Here is a 21,142-nt window from a genome sequence, read left to right as displayed (position 1 = left end):
TTAATTCCGTGTGAAAAAATAGGGTAGACGTGAACGAATTATTCAACGATTTCTACCTTTTTTGTGGGTTTATTTTGAATATTTCTAATAGCTATTTGACGAGCCGTATTACCTGCAAATTCAGCAAATGCTTTTTGTGCTACATCAGATTCATTGGCCATAACAGGCTTTCCTTTATCACCACCTTCACGTATAGATTGTACCAATGGAATCTGTCCTAACAATTGAAGATCATATTCGCTTGCAAGTTTTTTACCGCCGTCTTTACCAAAAATATAATATTTATTATCTGGCAATTCTTCCGGTGTGAAATAAGCCATATTTTCGACTAAACCTAAAATTGGAACATTGATCTGTGCTTGTCCAAACATAGCAATTCCTTTTTTGGCATCAGCTAACGCTACATCTTGTGGTGTTGTTACTATAACTACACCAGTAACAGGAACGGTTTGCATAATAGTCAAATGAACATCGCCAGTTCCTGGAGGCATGTCGATTATCAAATAGTCCAAATCACCCCAATCAACATCTGTAATAAATTGGCGAATAGCACTACTTACCATTGGACCTCTCCATACAACTGCTTGACGCTCATCAACTAGTAGACCAATACTTAATAATTTAATACCATATTTTTCTAAAGGAACGATATAAGCTTTGTCATCGATGCTAGTCATTTTTGGACGTTCACCACGTACACCGAACATGATAGGAACACTTGGTCCATATATATCCGCATCCATCAAACCGACTTTCGCACCACCTTGTGCAAAAGCCATAGCCAAATTTGCAGAAACAGTACTTTTACCTACACCACCTTTACCACTTACCACTGCGATGATATTTTTTACACCAGGAAGTAATTTGCCGGTATCCTCACGTTTTGAACTTGTATTACTGGTAAATTGAATCGAAACCGTTGCATCTTTATTTACCAGTAATTTAACGGCGTTAGTACATGCCGTTTCAAACATATCTTTTAATGGACAAGCCGGAGTCGTCAATACGATGGTAAATGAAACATGATTACCATCTATCTTCATATCTTGCACCATATTTAAGGTGACTATATCTTTCTTAAAATCCGGGTCATCAACATTACTTAACGCCTTTAATATTTCCGCTTCTGTCATCACACATTTTTTTGTTAAAAAGAAAAGAACTCTGCAAAAATAATCTTTGATTGGCTTTCTTTGCTTAATAAGTATATAAAATTGAAATCTTACTTTTGCAAAATCATTTTTTATTAAAGAATTATATACTTTTAAACTGTCAAAGTCAACCTTATAGATGAAATTGGGAATAAAATTTATACAAAAAACAAAACTTAAATATTTTGTTCTATTGCTTTTGAGTATGGTCTTTTTCCAATGGGCTCAAGCACAAGAGATCAATTCTGACAGTTCGGAAAATCGTGTCGTTGAATTATTTGGAGTCATAATGACTGCAGATAGCTTACGCCCAGTTCCTGCAGCTAGTGTTATTGTAGAATCTGACAAAAGAGGAACCATTGCCAATGATAAAGGTATTTTTTCTATTGCCGTTTTAAAGGGAGAAAAAATTAAATTTTCCTCTATTGGATATAAAGATGTTGAGATTACTATTCCACAAAATATCAAAGGAAATCAATATAGTGTCATTCAATTGATGACAGAAGACACTGTTTATCTCCCTGCTACAATTATACGAGCGCGTCCAACTCCAGAAGAATTTGCAAGAGATTTCTTAAATACACCCGTCGATGAAGATATGTATGAAATAGCACGTCAAAATAATAACGAAGCCACACGTAGGGCATTAATGGATGTTTTGCCTATGGATGGAAAAGAAGCATATAGCGCACTAATGCGTCAAAAAACAGCTCAAAATTATTACAAAGGACAACTTCCGCCGATGAATTTGCTCAATCCTTTTGCATGGTCTGACTTCATTAAATCTTGGAAAAGAGGTGATTACAAAAGCAAGAACTATTAATCTTTGATAATAAATTGGAAAAAAGCACTCAAAATACTTATTTTTGCCATTTCCAATAAAGAACATTGATAAAAATATGGCTCTAAAAGAAGAAAAAAATAAAGTTTTAAACTTAGATGATACAACTCCCATTATTGACAACAATGGAGATAAAGATGGTTGGTTTAAAAGATTGCGCAAAGGGATTTTAACTTCTAGTTCCGAGAAAAAAGAAATGCCTGAAGGCCTTTGGACTAAATGTCCAGAATGCAGTTATATTAGTACCACATCTGAGTTGAAAGAAAATTTATATGTCTGTCCTAAGTGTAGCTTTCACCATAGAATAGGTAGTGAAGATTATTTCGAAATTATTTTTGATAATAAAGAGTTTACTGAATTATTTGAAGATTTAAGTAGTAAAGATATCTTAGGCTTTACGGACGTAAAGCCATATGGAAAAAGGATTAAAGATATGGAAGCTAAAACGCATCTTAAAGATAGTATGCGTGTCGCTACAGGGAAGGTAAATGGACAAGATTTGGTTATTGCTTGTATGGATTTTTCTTTTATCGGAGGTTCTTTAGGAAGCGTTATGGGAGAAAAAATAGCACGTGGCATAGATTATGCTATAAAGCATAAGTCCGCTTTCATGATCATAAGTAAAAGTGGAGGAGCTAGGATGATGGAGAGTGCTTTTAGTTTGATGCAGATGGCAAAAACAAGTGGAAAATTATCTGAATTGTCTGATGCTCAATTGCCTTATATTTCTCTTTTAACAGATCCAACATTTGGAGGTGTTACTGCAAGTTTTGCGATGTTAGGAGATTTGAACATTGCTGAGCCAAAAGCGTTGATTGGTTTTGCGGGACCTAGAATAATAAAAGAGACAATTAGGAAAGACTTACCAAAAGGATTCCAAACAAGTGAATTTTTGTTAGATCATGGTTTTTTGGATTTTATAGTTGACAGAAAAGAGTTAAAAAATAAATTATCTCAAGCCATTTTATTATTTAGGGGCTAGATTTGATTTTAAAAAATACATTTAACCGTTCTGTTTGTTTTTAACACGCAGAACGGTTTGTTTATATATGGCAAATACAAAACAAAAAAATAGGAATACAAGCTTTAGTAATAAGCAAGCTTTTTTTCATTATGCAATTGATAATACTTACGTTGCTGGGGTAGCATTATTAGGTACAGAAGTAAAATCAATAAGAGATGGAAAGGTAAGCTTTAATGATAGTTATTGTATATTGGACAAAGGCGAATTATGGTTACGTGGTGTATATATTGCAGAATATAATTTTGGCACCACTAACAATCATATAGCTGTTCATGATCGAAAATTACTTTTACATAAAAAAGAACTAAAAAAAATTGAATCATTAACAAAAGAGAAAGGTATAACAATCGTTCCCTTAAAAATTTTTATCAATGATAGAAGTTTCGTAAAAGTAGAAATTGGAATTGGAAAAGGTAAAAAATTGTATGACAAACGTGAAACAATTAAGCAAAGGGATAATGATAAAGAGTTGAAGAGATATTTAAAAAATTAATTTTAATTAGAAGAAACATACGCGAATTACTGCTGTTATTTATTTTACATGAAAGCTTTCTTATTCAAAATATTTACACTGTTCACACTGTGTATATTACTATTAAATGTTCAATCACAGGCACAAGTTGTCAATGATGACGACTCAACAGAGCTTGTTGATGAAGATTATATTCCTGTATCTCAAAAAGCCAATACGGTATCAGGTAGATGGTACGGCATAGGTAATGTCGTAACTGATAGAAATACCAATTCTTACCTTTGTGAATTAATTATTACAGAAAAAAAAGGTGGTTTAGTCACTGGTTTTTTCAATTATTTCTTTAGAGATGGATATTTTTCGGTTCGTTTAAAAGGATCTTATAAAAAAGACGCCCAGCAATTCAAATTCAATCCTTTAATAGTATTGTTCCATCAAACCACAAAAGCATCAATTGGGGTTGATGTAGCCATGTCAGGTAACTTTTTTTTAAATGTATTAAAAAATGATACCGCATTGACAGGATTTCTAATGCCAACAAAAAATGATCGTTATTTGGTTCCTCCAATTAATGTAAAATTCACTAAACTACCCAAAAACGCACCATCTTTAAAGCAAAGAATTAAAGATAAACCGCTTTTACTAGAAGGTACTGAGGATGAAATAAGGCGCATTGCTAATGGTGAAAATATACATGACGAGGATCATTCTTTGACATTTAAAGATAAAGAAACACATTTTGGTAAAGATTCTTTACACTTTAATAATTCTAATAATACGTCTAAGCTTTCTGATAAACTCACATTTAAAGAAAATAAACAGGAGCAATATCAAAATGACAGTTTACATTTCGATAAAAATAATCTTTCCAACAATCCATATCAAAACGATAGTCTAAGATTTGCAAAAAATAATGGCGTAACTAATCATCAAGGAGATTCTTTATTTTTCAAAAAAGCCAAAAATAACACACAAAGAGATTCTTTACATTTTGAAAAGAAACAAAATGCGATACAACCTAATATCGTTATTCAACAAAATACAACGATAGAAAAACAACTAGTAGATTTATATAAATCTAGAAAAAATAATATTGCAAAGGATTTTGTGGTTAAAGATGACTCGGTAACAGTTCAATTATATGACAATGGAGAATATGATAAAGATGTTGTAAGCGTATTTTTTAATGGAAAAATTATTGCTGCTCATAAAGAATTAAGCACCCGTATTCCAATAAAATTTGTTGTGCATTTATCGAAAGGAGACCCCAAGAAAAATGAGTTAACCTTATTTGCAGACAATCTAGGTGAAATTCCACCAAATTCAGCTTTGATGATCGTAACTGATACAAAAGGCACAAGATATGAGGTTAATCTTGATAGTGATTTTAGTAAAAATGCATCCATTTTATTAAAGGTACAAGACTAATGAAATGCTAATAAATGGCATGATTAATGTTAATATTTTCACCATACTTATTTCCCTAATTAATATACTATATAATGAAAAAAATTATCATTCTATCCTTGAGCCTACTGACAAGCGCTGTATTATTTACATCATGTAAAAAAGATACCGTTGTAAATCAAACATCCAGCAATATTTATGTTCAAGGGCAAATTTCGACCTCAGATTGGACAAGAGTTAGCACAACAGATGGCTCAATTGTTTATAAATACTCAATCGATGCTGATTCCTATGCAAATCTACTACCGTTAGGTAATTTTTCTAATAATAAAGATGGCTTATTAGTTTACGCGAGTTTGGACGATCAAACATATTATCCATTGATGGGTAATGGTACAAATGTAGATGGAAATTATTTATATTATTTTGAGACATATTATGATACGAATGCGAAAACAACAGATATCATAATTACAGCAGAGGCTATTAATTCCAACACAACAGTTTCTCCAAGCAATATGTATGTTAATTTAGTCTTTTTACAAGCTACAGCATCCTACAACTCGACATCTAATGTAAATACAAATGATTATAACGCAGTCATAAAAGCGTATAATGTAAAATCTAATGGGACATTTAAAAAATAGTCCTTTTATTTAATCTTACAAAAAGGTAAGTCAGTAATTGGCTTACCTTTTTTATGTTATAGATAGATAGGATTGACTATTTTTGTGGGATAGAAAATGGATATGAATATTAAATTGCTTTTTGTCGTAGCTGTAGCTATTTTATGTTGGGTAGTGTCAAGTTGTAATAAGGAAGTATTACAGTTAGACAGTAATAACACGGTTGTAGGAAATACGGCTACTAACACATTTAATATTGTCCCTACGGATTGGACGTTAAATATTGATTCTCAAGATTCTGTAGGATATTACTATCCTGTATTTATGGCGAATATGAACCCTGTAATGCCTTACGGAACTTTTCTATATGGTATACAAGATACAACATTTGTTACCGATTCAGCTGGAAACAAAAGTTATTACATAGATGAAACAACAAAAGATACTGTGCGTTGGACAAGTATTAAAACATTAAACATCGACACCTTAAGTATTTCAATGAAACTGCTAAATGGTAATTACATTCAATTAGATTCTAATTATACTGCTCAATTAAACAATATAAAATATAGTTTTAATTATAGGGGGTATGACAGTACGATTTTTATACGTTGTTTAAAAACAGGTATTACTGATACCACCACTTCAAGATACACTTTAACTGATACTCTAACAGCACAATTAATATTCAAACAAGTACCAAGTGCAAATGTCACAAGTAAATAATTTGTTAACACAAATAAATTTATAAAATAGGGTAGCCAAAAAAAATATTTTAGAAATTATATAAATTTCGAAGATATTGTTCATATTTGCAATATGAATAAGCTTACTCACACGGAAGAAAATTATTTAAAAGTAATTCATTCACTCGAAATTGAAACTTCGGGTAAGATTCAAAATTTAGCAATCGCTGACAAATTAGAAATAAATCCTGCCACGGTAACAGAAATGTTGAAAAAATTGCAGGAGAAGAAACTTATTGATTATACTCGCATTGATGGTGCATCTCTAACTAAAAATGGTAATCTTATTGCATTAAGCATTATAAGAAAGCACAGATTGTGGGAGACTTTTTTAGAAGAAAGATTGGGTTTTAATTGGGATGAAGTGCATGATATTGCAGAACAATTGGAACACATCCAATCAGATAAATTAATTGACCGTCTTTCCGACTTTTTGGGTAATCCAAAATTCGATCCACACGGAGATCCAATTCCAGATGCCAATGGTAAAGTACCAGAGACAAGCTATGTAGCTTTATCCAAAAAAGATAAAGTTGGCGTTTATCAATTGAATGCAGTCGCAAATGAATCCAAAGCATTTTTACAATATTTGGATAAAATCCAATTGAATATCAATGATAAAATAGAAGTAAAAGAAATCAATGATTTTGATAAATCTATGATTGTTACTTTAAATGATGGCAAGATGACCATGTTTAGTAATGAAGTTGCCAAAAATTTATTTGTCACCCCGTTTGAATAATATCTAATTAATTATACTTAAAAGGCTTATTTGGACAAACAAATAAGCCTTTTTATTTGATACAACTATTCTTTTTTTATTAATATGATATATGACATCAAATTTATTGGTAAGTCATTATCTTTGAGCCCCGAAAATTTATAATTTATGTATCGTTCTCATACTTGTGGAGAGTTAAGATTAAATGATGAAGGTAAGCATGTAACCCTGTCAGGCTGGGTACAGACCATCAGAAAGTTTGGAGCAATTACATTTGTTGACCTACGTGATCGCTATGGAATTACACAGTTGTTATTTGGCGAAAATTTAAATAATGAATTGGATGCCAATCCCTTAGGAAGGGAATTTGTTATTCAAGTAGTTGGTAAAGTTGCTGAAAGAAGTAGCAAAAATCCCAATATTCCAACTGGCGAAATTGAAATTGAAGTCGATTCTTTCAAAATATTAAATAAATCAGCGGTTCCTCCATTTACCATTCAAGATGAAACAGATGGTGGTGATGATCTTCGGATGAAATATCGCTATTTGGATTTAAGGAGAAATCCTATCCAAAAGAATATCGTATTGCGTTATGAAGTGAACCGCTCTGTAAGAAATTATTTACATGAAAATGGCTTCATGGATATTGAAACGCCATTTTTAATCCGTTCTACTCCTGAAGGCGCACGTGATTTCGTTGTTCCTTCTCGTATGAATCCTGGAGAATTTTACGCTTTACCACAATCGCCACAAACATTCAAGCAATTGTTGATGGTCAGTGGATTTGATAAATATTTCCAAATTGTAAAATGTTTCCGTGATGAAGATTTACGTGCAGACAGACAACCTGAATTTACGCAAATTGACTGCGAAATGAGTTTCGTAGAGCAAGAAGATATTTTACAAATGTTTGAAGGTTTGCTCAAACGTGTATTCAAAGATGTAAAAGGTATAGAATATTCGGACGAGATTGCAAGAATGACTTGGGAAGAAGCCATGTGGCAATTTGGTAATGACAAACCGGATATCCGATTTGAAATGCCACTTGCTAATTTGCAATTTCCAAGTGCAGCATTTCCAACAAAAACTGGGCATCCAGAAGTATTTGAAGGTGTTGATTTCAAAGTATTCAACGAAGCGGAAACCATCATCGCAATTGCCGTTCCAGGTGCTGGTGAATATACCAGAAAACAAATTGACGAATTGACCGAATGGGTAAAAAGACCACAGATCGGTATGATGGGCTTAGTCAATGTTAAATGCAATGCAGATGGAACCTTCAAAAGTTCTGTAGACAAATTTTTCAACGAAGAAAAATTAGGATTAATTGCAAAAGCTGCCAATGCGAAAGCAGGAGATTTGATCTTAATTCTTGCCGGCAGGGAAGAAAAAACAAGAAAAGCTATCTCTGAATTGCGTTTGGAAATGGGTAAAAGATTGGGATTGCGTAATCCAGAAGTTTTCAAATTGTTGTGGGTATTGGATTTTCCTCAATTTGAATATTCTGAAGATGACAATAGATGGTATGCCAAACATCATCCGTTTACTGCACCCAAACCAGAATATATCGATACGATGATTCATACAAGTCCAGTGATTGATGATCCAGAACATTATTTGGAACATCCATTTGCGGCAATTAAGGCAAATGCGTACGATATGGTTTTGAATGGTAGCGAAATTGGTGGTGGATCTATCCGTATTTTCCAAAAAGAATTACAAGAAAAAATGTTCCATGCTTTGGGATTAACCAAAGAAGAAGCAGACGAAAAATTTGGATTCTTGTTGGGAGCATTTGAATACGGTGTGCCTCCTCATGGTGGATTAGCATTTGGCATGGACCGTTTGTGTTCTATCTTAGGCGGAGCAGATTCTATTAGAGATTTTATCGCTTTCCCTAAAAATAATTCAGGTAGAGATGTGATGTTAGATGCACCAGCTTCTATTGATCAAGTGCAATTAAAAGAATTAGCTATTAAAATCGACGAGATTTCTAAAGCTTAGTTTGTAATTATAGATTTTAATCACCCATTAAAAATTAATTTTTAATGGGTGATTTTTTGTTTGCATACAATTCTTAAATTGCCTTATGGGACTTACTTTTCAGATTTCAAATTCAATTCAATCCTTATCCGAAAACCTTACGGATCACCTTAAAAATAGTAAGCGTAGCCTATTTACGCCTGATGTAATTGTAGCCCAAACAGAAGGAATGCATATTTGGTTAAAAGAACAAATTGCACAAAAAAATGGTATTGCTTCTAACTTAAAATTTTTACAACCTAATAATGTTATATTATTGGTTTACAAGTTACTAGGAGGCAAGTTTAAAAAAGATTTGAGCCGTGATAATCTTATTTGGATATTGTTTCAGTTATTGAAGGAAAATAAATTTTCAATTCAATATCCCGATCAAGCTAATTATATAGGAAAAAGCCCAACAGATGAACATTACAAAAGAATTGGATTAGCAACCAAGGTGGCTGATTTATTTGATCAATATCAAATCTATCGTCCTAAAATAATAGAAGCATGGAATCAGCCTTTTGATGGTGATTATATAATGGATTGGCAAGAATATTTGTGGCGTAGAGCAAAAGTATTGACTCAATCTAAAGTTCCTGACAAAACAGAAATTACCCGTTTTATCAAGGAAAAATTAGAGGAAAATGACGAACAAACAATCCAAAACCTAAAGGACAATCTTCCTGATATTTATTTGTTTGGATTATCAATCATAACCAAATTTCATATTGAAATATTTGAAAAATTGTCTGAAAAAATTGGCATTCATTATTTCTTAGTCAATCCTGCACCTGAATATTACTGGACAGAAGATAAAAATGAAAAAGCTGTTAGTAAATGGAAACTCCAACATAATAAATTAAATACAGAGGATATATATCTTATTGGAAATGATTTACTAACAAGTTGGGGGAAAGTCACAAGTACGACACTTCGATTATTGTATCAAAATGATATGATCTTTAATATAGAAGATGTTACTGCGATAGAACCGAACACAGATACACTTTTGCACGCTGTACAAAATGACATTTACCATAATCAAATAATATTTCCGGCAAAATATGATCCCAATTATTTCCAAGATCAATCCTTAACAATTCACGCGCATTACACTATTGCGCGGGAGGTAGAAGGTTTATATCAATATTTAATACATATTATTCAAAATACAAGGAAGCCAATACATGCACGCGAAATTGCGATTTTTGTAACAGATATAGATGCTTACGCTCCTTATATTCAAGCAATATTTGAAAATGGTCCGATAAAATTTAGATTTAAAATAGCAGATACAGAAGTTGTAGCTGGCGATTCAATCTTCAATACTTTACAGAAAATATTAGAATTAAATACCATCAATTTTACATCAGAAAATGTATTACAAATTATAGAGTCTAAATATGTAATAAAAATGTTTGGCTTTACTGATTTGGATAAAATACGCGCTGCTGTTAAAGCAGCGAATATTCGATTTGGAATTCAGGGTAATAAAGAAGACGAAACCTATTTAGTGAGTTGGTTGTATGGATTAAAGCGTATGATGTACGGTATTTGTATGAGTGGAGAAACTCTATATCAAGACGTTTTCAATGAAAATTTTTATCCAATTGATCTTATAGAAGGCTATGATAGTCAAAATCTTATATCATTTATTTATTTTATTGATTTATTAATTAAAAATATTCAATCCAGGAAATATGCAAGGAATTTAATAACCTGGAATGCTTTTGTTTTAGAAACTGTACACAATTTTATTTATTTTCCAGGTGAGGAAATGGATGAAGATTATCAGTTATTAGAGAAGAAAAACAAGGAATTAAACGAAGAAGATACAATCTATACGGAAGAAATTAATTTTGAAATATTTGCCTATAATTTTATTGAAACACTACAACACACCAGACGAAATGCTCTATTCTTAAAAGATGGTATTACTTTTTGTTCATTAATACCTATGCGTAGTATTCCTTTCAAAATAATTGGTATGCTTGGTATGGATGGTGATCATTTTCCGAGAAAAGAACAAAATTTGAGTTTTAATAAAATGCTCTATCCTCGAGAGTTGGGAGATCGTGATGTAAAAGAAAATGATAAAAATCTATTTTTGGAAACGTTAATGTCAGCTCAATCAAATCTATATATAAGCTACATCGGTAAATCAATAAAAGATAACAAAGATATTAATCCTTCTGTTCTGATAGATGAACTGATCAATTATCTTCAAAAGAGGGCACCTAAGGAAATCAAAGTAAAAGCGCAAATCGTATATCAACATCCATTATATGCAAATAGTGAAAAATATAATCGTAAAAATGATAATGGGTTATATTTTTATAATTACCGTTTAGCGAATTTAGAAGGTCTTGCATCCTCATTAAAAATAAATGATGCTCCTATTAATCATCAAAATGTTGAGGAGGACAAAGAACTTCAAATGATTGATTTAGTTCGCTTCTTTCAAGATGCTCCCAAAACCTATTACAACAAAGTTTTGGGTATTTACTATAATGAGGCTATTGATGTATTACCAGAAGAAGAAATCTTTCATTTGGACAAATTACAAACAATTCAGATTGAAGATACCATCTTACAAAGTGGAAAAGAAAAAGAGATACTCGTAAATGAATTAAAATTAAAGGGAGTTCTACCTCTTAAAAATCCAGGGCTTTTAACGTTTCAATCAATTGAGCAAGAATTACAACCTTTGCTATTAAAATTTAATACTTTAACTAAAAATGAGTCAAATATTAAAAATGAATTTTCATTTAAATTATTGAATTACAATATAAAATGTAATTTAATTAATATTTTTAATGATGAATTAATCATTATTTCAAAATCTAATAAAGCAATTGACGAAAAGAATTTAATTTATGCTTATATTTTAAATTTAATTACATTATATAATGAACTGAATATCAGTATAAATATAATAGGAAAAAATATATTTTTGAAATCGATAAAAAAACATATTTCCAAAGAAGAAGCCAAAAAAAGATTAGAAAATCTTTTGCATTTATTTAAAAAAGGAGAGGAGCGATTGTTGCCTTATTCTACCACATTAATTTTAAAAGGTAAACAGTATATTGAATTAGTAGAGAAAAATAATGGTAAAAATTTGATACGTATGATCTCAAAAGATACACATTCCTATGCTTCCCAATATTTGGAAATGGCATATAAAGATGGTTTGGAAAATAACCCCACACTCGACGAAGATTGGAAAGAATATCACGATCAATTGATCATTCCAATGCAAGAGGCATTTGAAGAAATTAATGAACCTCAGGATATGTAAAAATCTGTGCGACCAAAATACCGGTTGCTACAGCTGCATTTAAAGACTCTGCTTTACCATATTGAGGAATTGTTATCGCTTTTTGGATAAATGGCTGGATTGCAGATCGTATTCCTTTCGATTCATTTCCGATAATTAATTGAGCATCAGTAATTTTGGTAATTTTGTTTATATTTTCACCATGTAATAAAGCACCCAAAATAGGTATTTTTACGTTAGGCAAATAATCTAATAAATCGACGTAATGAATATTTATTCGAAAAATTCCGCCCATTGTAGCTTGAATAACTTTAGAATTATAACAATCTGCCGTATCATTAGAAGCAATTATATGCGCAATTCCAAACCAATCAGCTATGCGAATGATAGTTCCAAGATTACCAGGATCTTGAATTCCATCCAAAATCAAAGCACGTTCTTGAAATGGAAGTTTATCTAATTTTATGGGAGCTGTTACAATAGCAAAATAGGGAGATGCCGTTTTTAATTGGCTGATTTTTTTCATTTCAAATTCTGCAATTAATTCACTTGGTATTAATGGATTATTTTCTATCCATGCATCATCCGTAGTGTAAACTTTTTGAATGATGAAATTAGAAGTTAATAGTTCAGCCAATAGCTTAATACCTTCGACAATAAAAACATTCTCCTGACTTCTTATTTTCTTGTCTGCAAGTGATTGAATATGTTTTATTTCGTTCTTGGTCATTTTTTTTGATTAATTGGTGCAATATTAGGTTTTTAGTATCAAATTTGTTAATAGTAGGTTATTGGATTTAATTTTATGATATTTGCGTGAGCTCAATTATTTTCCAAAATAATCAACATTAATATAATTTCTAGTTCAAATAATATGGTTCGATACTGCAAGCAACTTATACACCTTATATGGATTTTGCTATTATTTTCTGCTTGCTCCGTGTATAATAATACGAGTGTAAAAAATTATCCAGTTGATACGCCGTTTGTGTTTGATAATAAGATTGTATTAGATGGTTCGCATCTGAGCGGAGATGAAAACGCACAGATGAATTTAGATCTTCCAAACTATTGGTCTGATAGTGCTAACGCCAACCGATTTAGGCGATATATGTTTTTGTATCGTATCAATAATCCCCCAAAGTTTGACACGTCCAATATTACGAAGTCGAAAAAATATATGAAAGGCTATCTACAAACGAAAGGCTATTTTCAACCAATTATAACGGATACCTTTTATTTTGATTCGACGTCTTTTCCGGGTCAAGATCGTACTTTTATTCAGGTCAATATTAATCCTAACAAACCAACGATTATAGATTCCGTTCATTATAATCTGCCAGATAGTTCGATCCTAAAAGTTATTGAGCAAAAGACAAAAATGCCTAATATCGTCGTCGGCAAAACGCATTTTTCCAACGCTCCTGTCTCAAATGAATTGGACAGAATTATCAAATTATATCGCAATAATGGTTATTACAGATTGCAAAAGCAAGATTTGATTGCGGTTGTGGATACAAACGATATCACCCTTCTTAAGATGACGATTGATCCATTCGAACAAGCAATGTTATTGGCTCAATCAGCTTCTAGTAGGAAGAATTATTTAAAAGCATCCGTGGATTTTACCAAACGTATGTCCATTGATTCATTGAAATATGAAAGTTCGAAAGAAGCATTTGTAAAATATAAAATTGGCCGTGTATACATTTTTCCAGAAACTAGTGTAACGGATATTCCGGATACGGTGATGAAGCATGGACGTGATTTTGATTCAATATTTCGTACGCGCAATCGTATGATTAATATTTATTCAAATGAACAAAAATTCAAACCTAGACCTATCTTAGAGCATTTATTTACCCATCCAGGAGATATATACAGTGACAGTATGTATCTTAAAACTATCAATAATATTTCCAATATAGGCGCTTGGCAATCTGTTGATTCCCGTGCTATTACGATACAAGATTCTACACTTGATTTATTTTATTTTTTGGTTCCCAACATTAAACAAAGTATGTCTTATGACTTTGAGGTAAGTAGAAATACTGGAGATTATATTACCTCTAGTTTTGGTTCCAATTTCTTGGGTTTAGCTGTAAATGTCACCCATAAAAATCGCAATACCTGGCATCGAGCCATTCAATCTTCTACGTCTTTGCGTAATGGGGTAGAGCTAAATTTAGCTAATTCTAATGGCTACAGTAGTATTTTGCAAACTATTCAAAGTTCCATAACACAATCTTATGTCTTCCCTAAATTCATCACGCCTTTCAGAATTCGAGATCGTACTTCTGATGGTATTAAAAGTGTTTTAAATGTTACTGGTTCTTACCAAGATAGAAGAGATTACTTTAAATTAAAATCAATAGTAGCCAATTGGGGCTATGAATGGAGATCTAAGAATATCACTTGGCAATATCGGCCATTGAATATTGAATTGTACTCTTTAGATACATTGACCTATTTGTACCAAGCTTTAGTAAATAGTCCATATATCCGGAATGCTTTTAATACTGGTGCTGTTGTAAGCCAACAATTAAATATGGCTATTGCATATTCAGATAAAAATCATCCTCAAAATGCCAATTATGTAAGTGTTGGTTTCGAAGAGTCAGGTACTCTATTAGGCCGTTTTAAACCATTAAAGGGAAATATTTACCAATATGTAAAATTGCAAGCAGAGTACCGCAAACAAGTAAATTTCCATAAAACACAATTGGCATTTCGTGCCATGGCTGGTGTTGCATTCAATTACAATGGAGATGGAAAATTTGGAGGTACATTACCTTTTTATAAGCAATTTTTTGGAGGAGGACCCAATAGTATGCGAGCATGGGGATTACGACAGATTGGTTTGGGCTCCTCTTTGTTAAGTGATACATCCAGTACATTTAGAGACCGCTACGGTGATATGCAAATGGAAGTAAATGCAGAATATCGCTATCCAATATTTGTTGTGGGAAGTATGAAAGTTAAAGGAGCTATGTTTGTGGACGCTGGTAACGTTTGGGATGTGCGTACAAATACAAGTAACCCGCAAGGTGTATTCAATATCAATAACTTAGGTCATGATATTGCTATTGGTGTAGGTACTGGGTTACGTTTGGATTTTGATTATTTCTTAATCCGTTTAGATTTGGGTATTAAAGTAAAAGATCCTGCACGAGACGAAAATGGAGGGTGGATGGATTTCAGTAAATTCTCTTGGAGAAATAAAGAATATACCATCATTAATCCCATCACCAATCAACAAGTCTATCGCAATAACTATGCACTACAATTAGGAATTGGATTACCTTTCTAATTCCTTATTATTTTTAAATTATTTTTTTTCAAAAACGATTATCTTGTATTATTTAAGAATAATATTGCGCCGTCATGCTAGGAACTAAAAATTTTTCCCCTAATCAAATATCTCTTTTCACGGCGATATTTATCGCTATTTTTACGTCATTACCTGTTTTCATTCTTGTAAATTGGAAGATTGGAATTCTTGCTTTTTTAGTAATTTCTCTATTATGTTATTTTCTTATAAAACAAGTATTTGAAAGATTTATCTATCGGAAAATCAAACTGATATACAAGATTATTAATAATACAAAAGCAGGTAAAAAAGAGGAAATGTATTACCAATATATTTTACCTCAAAAAAGCATGACCGAGGTCAGCCAAGATGTGATGAGCTGGGCCGAAAAAAGAAAAGCCGAAATTGAATCTTTAAAAGTTGTCGATAATTTTCGTAGAGATTTTATGCAAAATCTATCTCACGAAATCAAAACGCCCATTTTTGCTATTCAGGGTTATGTTGATATGCTTTTGGAAGATGATGTATTGGATGATGAAGAAGAAGCAAGAAGATTATTGAAAAAAGTACATAAAAACATTGAACGGATGACGCATATTTTGTCAGATATTGACGAAATTGAACATCTGGAAAATGGTACCCAAAATTTGAATATTTCTAAATTTGTCATTCAAGAATTAATTTTTGAAACTTTTGATAGTTTATCCATTCAAACCGTCAAAAAGAATATACAAACTATCCTAAAAAAAGGATGCGAATATCCTATTGCGGTATATGCCGATAAGGAAAAGATCAGACAAGTCTTAATAAATTTAGTAATTAATGCCGCAAAATATGGCAAAGAAAATGGCCATATAGTTGCCAGCGTGTACAAATTAGATGAAGAGAGAGTTCTTGTGGAAATTAGTGATGATGGTATCGGAATTGCGGAAGATCATGTACCACGCGTATTTGAAAGATTTTATAGAACCGACAAAGCACGTACGCGAAAAGTAGGAGGTAGTGGTTTGGGGTTAGCGATTTGCAAGCATATTTTGGAAGCACATGGCGAGTCCATCCATTTGAGAAGTAAATTAGGCGTTGGTTCGACTTTTGGATTTACATTGCCAACAACGAATAAATAATTTTTCCCTATCTATTTGAATTCTAAATCATTGCTTGATTTACCTCCAATATAATTGGGATTTTGATTATTTGGCATTAAGACACTCATTTTATCAATATCAGCTACGTATATATCAAAACCGTTTGCTGTTTTCTTTCCGGTATTATTTAAATTATTCGGAAGTTTTTGAACGAATTTACTTTCAACAAAGACTAACTTGGGAGAAATTGATTTAATAATAAAATTTTTGCCTCCAAATTTTAATGAGGGGATTGTATCGTGTTTAAATGGAAATTTGAAATTTTGGGCATTCAATTTAGTGACACAAATCATGCTAATAAGTCCTAGTGTAATCATTTTCATAGTAAACAATTTTTTAAATAAATATAATGAAAAATTAAAAGAATATGGTTTAGAATCTTTTGTCTAGCATCGTAATTTCAAGATTAAATCGGGATTGTAATAAATGCAATATTGGGAAATGTAGAAACATTTCCCGCTTTTACACATGAGAAAATTATTTAAAATCAATCGTACAACTCGTACAATTTAAATTTACTTTTAGTTGACTGGCATTGCCTTTTTTCACTTCATACGAACCGCTATCCTTACTGGAAAAAGCAACTTTCGTATTTTGATTCGTTAAGGAATTTTTCAATGGAATAAAATTTACATTGGAATTTTTATCCGAAACAATTTGCTTTTTATCCGTAAAATTGTCATTAGAGGTATTGAAACTACCATTTACAATAACCGAATAATTCTCCGCGTCATCCATTGGTATGGAAATATTTGCATATTTATTATCGATATCGATATTGGTAACCGTAGAAGCGAGGTTACGTATTTTCAAATCTGCACTACTTCCACTTAATTTCAATGTTTTACCCAAAGACGCGATACGGAATGAACCATAATTTTTATCTGCTTGCACATTTTGAAAAGCGTTGACATCCACATTGTCACTCACACTGTTGATATTCGCATTTTCTACATCCTCCAAATCAATTGTTGAATATTTAGAATTCAAATTTAGATTTCCGATGTTTTGCGCTTTTATCTTTCCATTTTTGATTGTAAAATCAGCATTTTCAATATTGCCGCCAGAGTAGTTACCGTATTCCAAATCTAATTGAAAATTTTTAAGGTTTTCTGTGGATACATTGCCGTATTTATTTTCAATTTTTACATTTTCTATATCATTGGAAATCTGAATGTTACCATATTTATTTTCAATACTTAATTTGTGATTTTTAGGAATATAAATTGTCCATTCTTTTGTCTCATTTGTTTTAAAATTTCTTGGGCCAAACCAACTTCCCTTACCAACTGCATTGGATGGGCCTGAGTAAGAAAAACTAGATACTGTAGGAGGAGTCGGAGGAGCCGGTGGTGTAGGAGGAGCAATATCTATAGTAATAGAATCTGCTTGTAAAGTCATATCATTTTGGGTATCAAATACAATAACACTTCCTGCTAAAGCTTGTGCAGCTAATTTGCTAGATAAATTTCCAATTTCTTGACTTAACTTTTCAATTTTATCAGATTCATTTTTTTTAGCAGCTATAGCTAATTCTTCACTCAATTTTTTAATCTTAGCAGTGATTGCTTTTTCTTCTGTTTTAGATCTAGAAATTTTCCAAGTTTGTGCTTTTTGAGCAGAAGCGGAGGCTTCTTGTTGTGCTTTCAATCCCCATTGGCGCATTTTTTCACCTTGAGCTCTTAACTTAATACCTTCGGCTCTTAACTTGTCGCCTTCCACTCTAAGTTTATCACTTTCAAGAACTAAATCACTTGTATCCACATCACTATCATCTTGATAACTTGAGGATACGGTAAATACATTTTTATCATTTGAAGATGCTAATATTTGAAAAGCATTTTTACTACTTTTTATTTGAATATTGTTCTTTTGGAAAATAGAATCTAAATCCAAATGACGATCTGCATCATTGAAATATTTGTATTTAGCAACGATTTTCACGTCATTTCCATCCCAAGATTCTATTTTTAAATTACGCATTTTAGATTCTATAAAAATAGGCGCATCTGGTTCAATGCTGTAACTTTTTTCAATGGTATCATATTTTCCGTTGTTGTTTTCTTCTTGATAGGAACTATCAGAATCTGAATAAGAATAGGCTACCACCGCACCATTTGTTTTCACAGTTGACTTTTGGGTTGTTCTGCTGTGTGATGTAGTTGCCGTTTGTGCAAATATTCCATTATTAGCTAATTGTGCTACGGATATGAATATTAATGATTTATATAAAAAATGTATCATGGTAATGAATTAGAGATTTAAATAATGAATGCTGGGTTTGGTCGGATGTACTTCATGTTGACTGTAGATTTTATTCGTACGACTTATTTCATCAGACAACTGTTTTAATACATTTATTTTTTGTTGGTAAATATTGATCAGTTGGTTAACCGCGACTTGACTTATTCCATTTTGAGCAATATCCATTCGAATAGATTTTTCATCTTGATCCATGGATTTTAATTGCGTTTTAAATGCGTTAAAATAAGAGGGTTTCACACCCAAAATTGGAATTGTATTGATAATTTCTTTTTGATAATCAATTAATTGAGAGAAATTACCTACTTCTATATTTTCCGCTTTTGCATATAAAACTTTGGAAGATTTTTTGGTCGGTAAAACTTGTTTTTCCTTCAGTTTGAATTCTTTCTTAACTGGAGTTTCCTCATTTTTTACTAAAATAGGCGCTTCCTTCGGTTCGATTTTCGATGTATCTTTTTGAATCACCAAAGTTTGCATCTGAGATTGCGTAGGAGAGTCCGTATTTACTTTTTTATCCAAATCATTTTTTGCTAATGATGGATGATTCGTTATTTCCTCTGTATTATTCATCATTTTCCAAGAGAAATAACCAACTATCGTAAGTAAACAAGCGGCTGCTAACCACGCAATACGTTTGATAGAAAATATAGGAGCAGCTTTTTTTTCCGTATCATTTTCCCCCAAATCCAATGCATTTTGGATATTTTCCCAGACAAAATCCTCTGGAATATCCAAATCCATTTGGTCCCGATTGGCTTGAATATGTTTTTTTAAATTATCCATTGAAATCCAATATTTTAACAAGTTTGTCTTTTAATAATTTTTTCGCTCTGTGATATTGTGTTTTACTAGTACTTTCCGTAATTCCCAGTAATTCAGCAATCTGTCTGTGCGAATAATCTTCCAAAGCGAATAAGTTGAAAATCTGCCGCGAACCTTCTGGTAAGCTTTTGATGGCTTTATGGATTTCCTCGATCGATCGATCATTCCACCACGTTTCTTCCATTTCATCCTCTGTATCTTCTTGCTCATCCATTGACAACCAGCTGCTTATCGCACCTTTTTTTCTTGTATGGCTGATACATTCACGTACGGCGATCTGCTTGACCCAACCTCCAAATCGCTCGGGCTGTTGCAACGAATGAAGATTTTTGAATACCTTAATAAATATCTCCTGCAATAGATCTTGCGCCGTATTATACTCGCCCACCATACGTATACAAATGTTGAACATCGCAACGGAATATTGCTTGTATAGCCGAGCAAAAGACGTTTTGTCGCCTTGCTTCGCCTTATTTACCCAATGTGTCAGTATATCCGTTGTTATTTCCACCAATTCGTTTGTATATAGTTAAGAGTACGCAATTGAAAAAAAGTTGTAAGATTGGTTATATTTTTTTTAAAATTATTTCAACTCATTGATATTTAAATAAATTCAGTTCATTTGCAAAGAAAAATTTTCCAAATACATGTGCATAGATTTTTTAACGACCATCGGAGCGGCAGAAGGATTTTTATCCAAATTAAATGAATGGGACACTTGGTTGTTCTTCAAAATCAATCGTGACGCTGCTTGTGGATTTTTGGATGGGATTGCACCGATTATCCGGACGCCAATGGCTTCTTTGCCATTATATTTCTTTTTATTAATTGCAGTTTTTGGAAATTTTGGATGGAAGGCTTGGAAATGGTTGGCTTTTGTAGGATTGACTATTTTGATCAGCGATCAATTAAGTAGTAGTTTTATGAAAAACTTTTTCAATCGTCCACGTCCTTGCAATGATGAAACGATTAAAGATTCTGTAAGATTTTTATTGGGCTATCGTCCGCAAAGTGGAAGCTTTACTAGTTCCCACGCGACCAATCATTTTGCATTAGGCACCTATTTTTATTTTACCTTAAAAGATTATTGGAAAAATTGGGCAAAATTATTCTTTGTTTGGGCTGGCTTAATTTCTATTGCGCAAGTATATGTCGGTGTTCATTATCCTGGTGATGTAATTGGTGGAGCGATTTTGGGTTACGGGATTGGCTGGTTAACCTCCAAAGTATTTATCCAAAAATTTGGTTTGCCTACCCTGTTACCTAAGCCGTTGTGGGCGTGATGAAATTTGACCTCAAGAGAGTTT

General features: G+C 32.2%; 18 protein-coding genes. 12 read left to right on the top strand and 6 right to left on the bottom strand.

Annotated features, from left to right (window positions below; genetic code table 11):
* Positions 1–38: 38 nt before the first annotated feature.
* Positions 39–1,133, bottom strand: a complete 1,095-nt coding sequence (locus E0W69_RS05715; protein WP_131329070.1) for an Mrp/NBP35 family ATP-binding protein — start codon at positions 1,131–1,133, stop codon at positions 39–41.
* Positions 1,134–1,290: 157 nt separating this feature from the next.
* Here E0W69_RS05715 and E0W69_RS05710 point away from each other — a divergent pair, with 157 nt between their 5' ends.
* The 9 genes from E0W69_RS05710 (at position 1,291) to E0W69_RS05670 (ending at position 12,314) form a co-directional block, all read left to right on the top strand.
* On the top strand, positions 1,291–1,974 hold the full coding sequence (locus E0W69_RS05710) for a carboxypeptidase-like regulatory domain-containing protein (RefSeq protein WP_225321408.1): 684 nt from the start codon (positions 1,291–1,293) through the stop codon (positions 1,972–1,974).
* A 76-nt stretch (positions 1,975–2,050) separates the two neighbouring features.
* Positions 2,051–2,974, top strand: coding sequence for an acetyl-CoA carboxylase, carboxyltransferase subunit beta (accD, locus tag E0W69_RS05705; RefSeq protein ID WP_131329069.1), 924 nt, complete (start codon positions 2,051–2,053; stop codon positions 2,972–2,974).
* Between the two features lie 67 nt (positions 2,975–3,041).
* Entirely contained in the window at positions 3,042–3,509 is a 468-nt protein-coding gene (smpB, locus tag E0W69_RS05700) for an SsrA-binding protein SmpB (protein WP_131329068.1), read from the top strand.
* Between the two features lie 48 nt (positions 3,510–3,557).
* Complete coding sequence (locus tag E0W69_RS05695; RefSeq protein ID WP_131329067.1) at positions 3,558–4,916, top strand: hypothetical protein; 1,359 nt, start codon at positions 3,558–3,560, stop codon at positions 4,914–4,916.
* Positions 4,917–4,990: 74 nt separating this feature from the next.
* Positions 4,991–5,542: a hypothetical protein gene (locus E0W69_RS05690; protein ID WP_131329066.1), complete on the top strand. Its 552-nt coding sequence runs from the start codon at positions 4,991–4,993 to the stop codon at positions 5,540–5,542.
* A 114-nt stretch (positions 5,543–5,656) separates the two neighbouring features.
* A complete protein-coding gene (locus E0W69_RS05685) occupies positions 5,657–6,247 on the top strand; it encodes a hypothetical protein (protein WP_131329065.1) in 591 nt (196 codons plus the stop codon).
* A gap of 93 nt (positions 6,248–6,340) precedes the next feature.
* Positions 6,341–7,009: a metal-dependent transcriptional regulator gene (locus E0W69_RS05680; protein ID WP_131329064.1), complete on the top strand. Its 669-nt coding sequence runs from the start codon at positions 6,341–6,343 to the stop codon at positions 7,007–7,009.
* Positions 7,010–7,156: 147 nt separating this feature from the next.
* The gene (aspS, locus tag E0W69_RS05675) at positions 7,157–8,992 is read left to right on the top strand and encodes an aspartate--tRNA ligase (protein WP_131329063.1); all 1,836 of its coding nucleotides are present in this window, start codon (positions 7,157–7,159) and stop codon (positions 8,990–8,992) included.
* Positions 8,993–9,077: 85 nt separating this feature from the next.
* The gene (locus E0W69_RS05670) at positions 9,078–12,314 is read left to right on the top strand and encodes an exodeoxyribonuclease V subunit gamma (RefSeq protein ID WP_131329062.1); all 3,237 of its coding nucleotides are present in this window, start codon (positions 9,078–9,080) and stop codon (positions 12,312–12,314) included.
* Here E0W69_RS05670 and E0W69_RS05665 read toward each other — a convergent pair.
* Positions 12,292–13,023: a TrmH family RNA methyltransferase gene (locus E0W69_RS05665; protein ID WP_131329061.1), complete on the bottom strand. Its 732-nt coding sequence runs from the start codon at positions 13,021–13,023 to the stop codon at positions 12,292–12,294. The genes E0W69_RS05670 and E0W69_RS05665 overlap by 23 nt on opposite strands.
* A 186-nt stretch (positions 13,024–13,209) precedes the next feature.
* Between E0W69_RS05665 and E0W69_RS05660 the strand changes: the two genes are divergently transcribed.
* Both E0W69_RS05660 and E0W69_RS05655 read left to right on the top strand, forming a co-directional pair.
* Positions 13,210–15,603: a BamA/TamA family outer membrane protein gene (locus E0W69_RS05660; protein WP_191967978.1), complete on the top strand. Its 2,394-nt coding sequence runs from the start codon at positions 13,210–13,212 to the stop codon at positions 15,601–15,603.
* A gap of 317 nt (positions 15,604–15,920) precedes the next feature.
* Positions 15,921–16,727, top strand: coding sequence for a sensor histidine kinase (locus E0W69_RS05655; RefSeq protein WP_225321407.1), 807 nt, complete (start codon positions 15,921–15,923; stop codon positions 16,725–16,727).
* A gap of 11 nt (positions 16,728–16,738) precedes the next feature.
* On the opposite strand, the gene E0W69_RS05650 is transcribed toward E0W69_RS05655, so the two are convergent.
* The 4 genes from E0W69_RS05650 to E0W69_RS05635 all read right to left on the bottom strand — a co-directional run bounded on the left by E0W69_RS05650 (position 16,739) and on the right by E0W69_RS05635 (position 20,346).
* Complete coding sequence (locus tag E0W69_RS05650) at positions 16,739–17,071, bottom strand: hypothetical protein (protein ID WP_131329058.1); 333 nt, start codon at positions 17,069–17,071, stop codon at positions 16,739–16,741.
* Between the two features lie 154 nt (positions 17,072–17,225).
* Positions 17,226–18,992 (bottom strand): DUF4097 family beta strand repeat-containing protein, encoded by a 1,767-nt coding sequence (locus tag E0W69_RS05645; protein ID WP_131329057.1) that lies wholly within the window; start codon positions 18,990–18,992, stop codon positions 17,226–17,228.
* Positions 18,993–19,001: 9 nt separating this feature from the next.
* Positions 19,002–19,796 carry a hypothetical protein gene (locus tag E0W69_RS05640; protein ID WP_131329056.1) on the bottom strand — a complete coding sequence of 265 codons (795 nt, stop codon included), beginning with the start codon at positions 19,794–19,796 and terminating at the stop codon, positions 19,002–19,004.
* A complete protein-coding gene (locus tag E0W69_RS05635; RefSeq protein ID WP_191967977.1) occupies positions 19,789–20,346 on the bottom strand; it encodes an RNA polymerase sigma factor in 558 nt (185 codons plus the stop codon). Before E0W69_RS05635 ends, E0W69_RS05640 begins: the two co-directional genes overlap by 8 nt.
* A 136-nt stretch (positions 20,347–20,482) precedes the next feature.
* Here E0W69_RS05635 and E0W69_RS05630 point away from each other — a divergent pair, with 136 nt between their 5' ends.
* Positions 20,483–21,118: a phosphatase PAP2 family protein gene (locus E0W69_RS05630; RefSeq protein WP_131329054.1), complete on the top strand. Its 636-nt coding sequence runs from the start codon at positions 20,483–20,485 to the stop codon at positions 21,116–21,118.
* The last annotated feature ends 24 nt before the right edge of the window (positions 21,119–21,142 follow it).

Origin of the sequence: Rhizosphaericola mali, from assembly GCF_004337365.2 — a bacterium.
GTDB classification, from domain to species: Bacteria; Bacteroidota; Bacteroidia; order Chitinophagales; family Chitinophagaceae; genus Rhizosphaericola; species Rhizosphaericola mali.
Note: the sequence above shows the minus strand (reverse complement) of the source record. Positions and strands in the feature narration are given on the sequence as shown.

Coding starts and splice junctions, on each gene's coding strand:
- smpB (WP_131329068.1), top strand. CDS start 3,042: ATGGCAAATACAAAACAAAAAAATAGGAATACAAGCTTTAGTAATAAG.
- E0W69_RS05680 (WP_131329064.1), top strand. CDS start 6,341: ATGAATAAGCTTACTCACACGGAAGAAAATTATTTAAAAGTAATTCAT.
- aspS (WP_131329063.1), top strand. CDS start 7,157: ATGTATCGTTCTCATACTTGTGGAGAGTTAAGATTAAATGATGAAGGT.
- E0W69_RS05645 (WP_131329057.1), bottom strand. CDS start 18,992: ATGATACATTTTTTATATAAATCATTAATATTCATATCCGTAGCACAA.
- accD (WP_131329069.1), top strand. CDS start 2,051: ATGGCTCTAAAAGAAGAAAAAAATAAAGTTTTAAACTTAGATGATACA.
- E0W69_RS05630 (WP_131329054.1), top strand. CDS start 20,483: ATGTGCATAGATTTTTTAACGACCATCGGAGCGGCAGAAGGATTTTTA.
- E0W69_RS05650 (WP_131329058.1), bottom strand. CDS start 17,071: ATGAAAATGATTACACTAGGACTTATTAGCATGATTTGTGTCACTAAA.
- E0W69_RS05665 (WP_131329061.1), bottom strand. CDS start 13,023: ATGACCAAGAACGAAATAAAACATATTCAATCACTTGCAGACAAGAAA.
- E0W69_RS05655 (WP_225321407.1), top strand. CDS start 15,921: ATGTATTACCAATATATTTTACCTCAAAAAAGCATGACCGAGGTCAGC.
- E0W69_RS05670 (WP_131329062.1), top strand. CDS start 9,078: ATGGGACTTACTTTTCAGATTTCAAATTCAATTCAATCCTTATCCGAA.
- E0W69_RS05715 (WP_131329070.1), bottom strand. CDS start 1,133: ATGACAGAAGCGGAAATATTAAAGGCGTTAAGTAATGTTGATGACCCG.
- E0W69_RS05695 (WP_131329067.1), top strand. CDS start 3,558: ATGAAAGCTTTCTTATTCAAAATATTTACACTGTTCACACTGTGTATA.
- E0W69_RS05640 (WP_131329056.1), bottom strand. CDS start 19,796: ATGGATAATTTAAAAAAACATATTCAAGCCAATCGGGACCAAATGGAT.
- E0W69_RS05690 (WP_131329066.1), top strand. CDS start 4,991: ATGAAAAAAATTATCATTCTATCCTTGAGCCTACTGACAAGCGCTGTA.
- E0W69_RS05710 (WP_225321408.1), top strand. CDS start 1,291: ATGAAATTGGGAATAAAATTTATACAAAAAACAAAACTTAAATATTTT.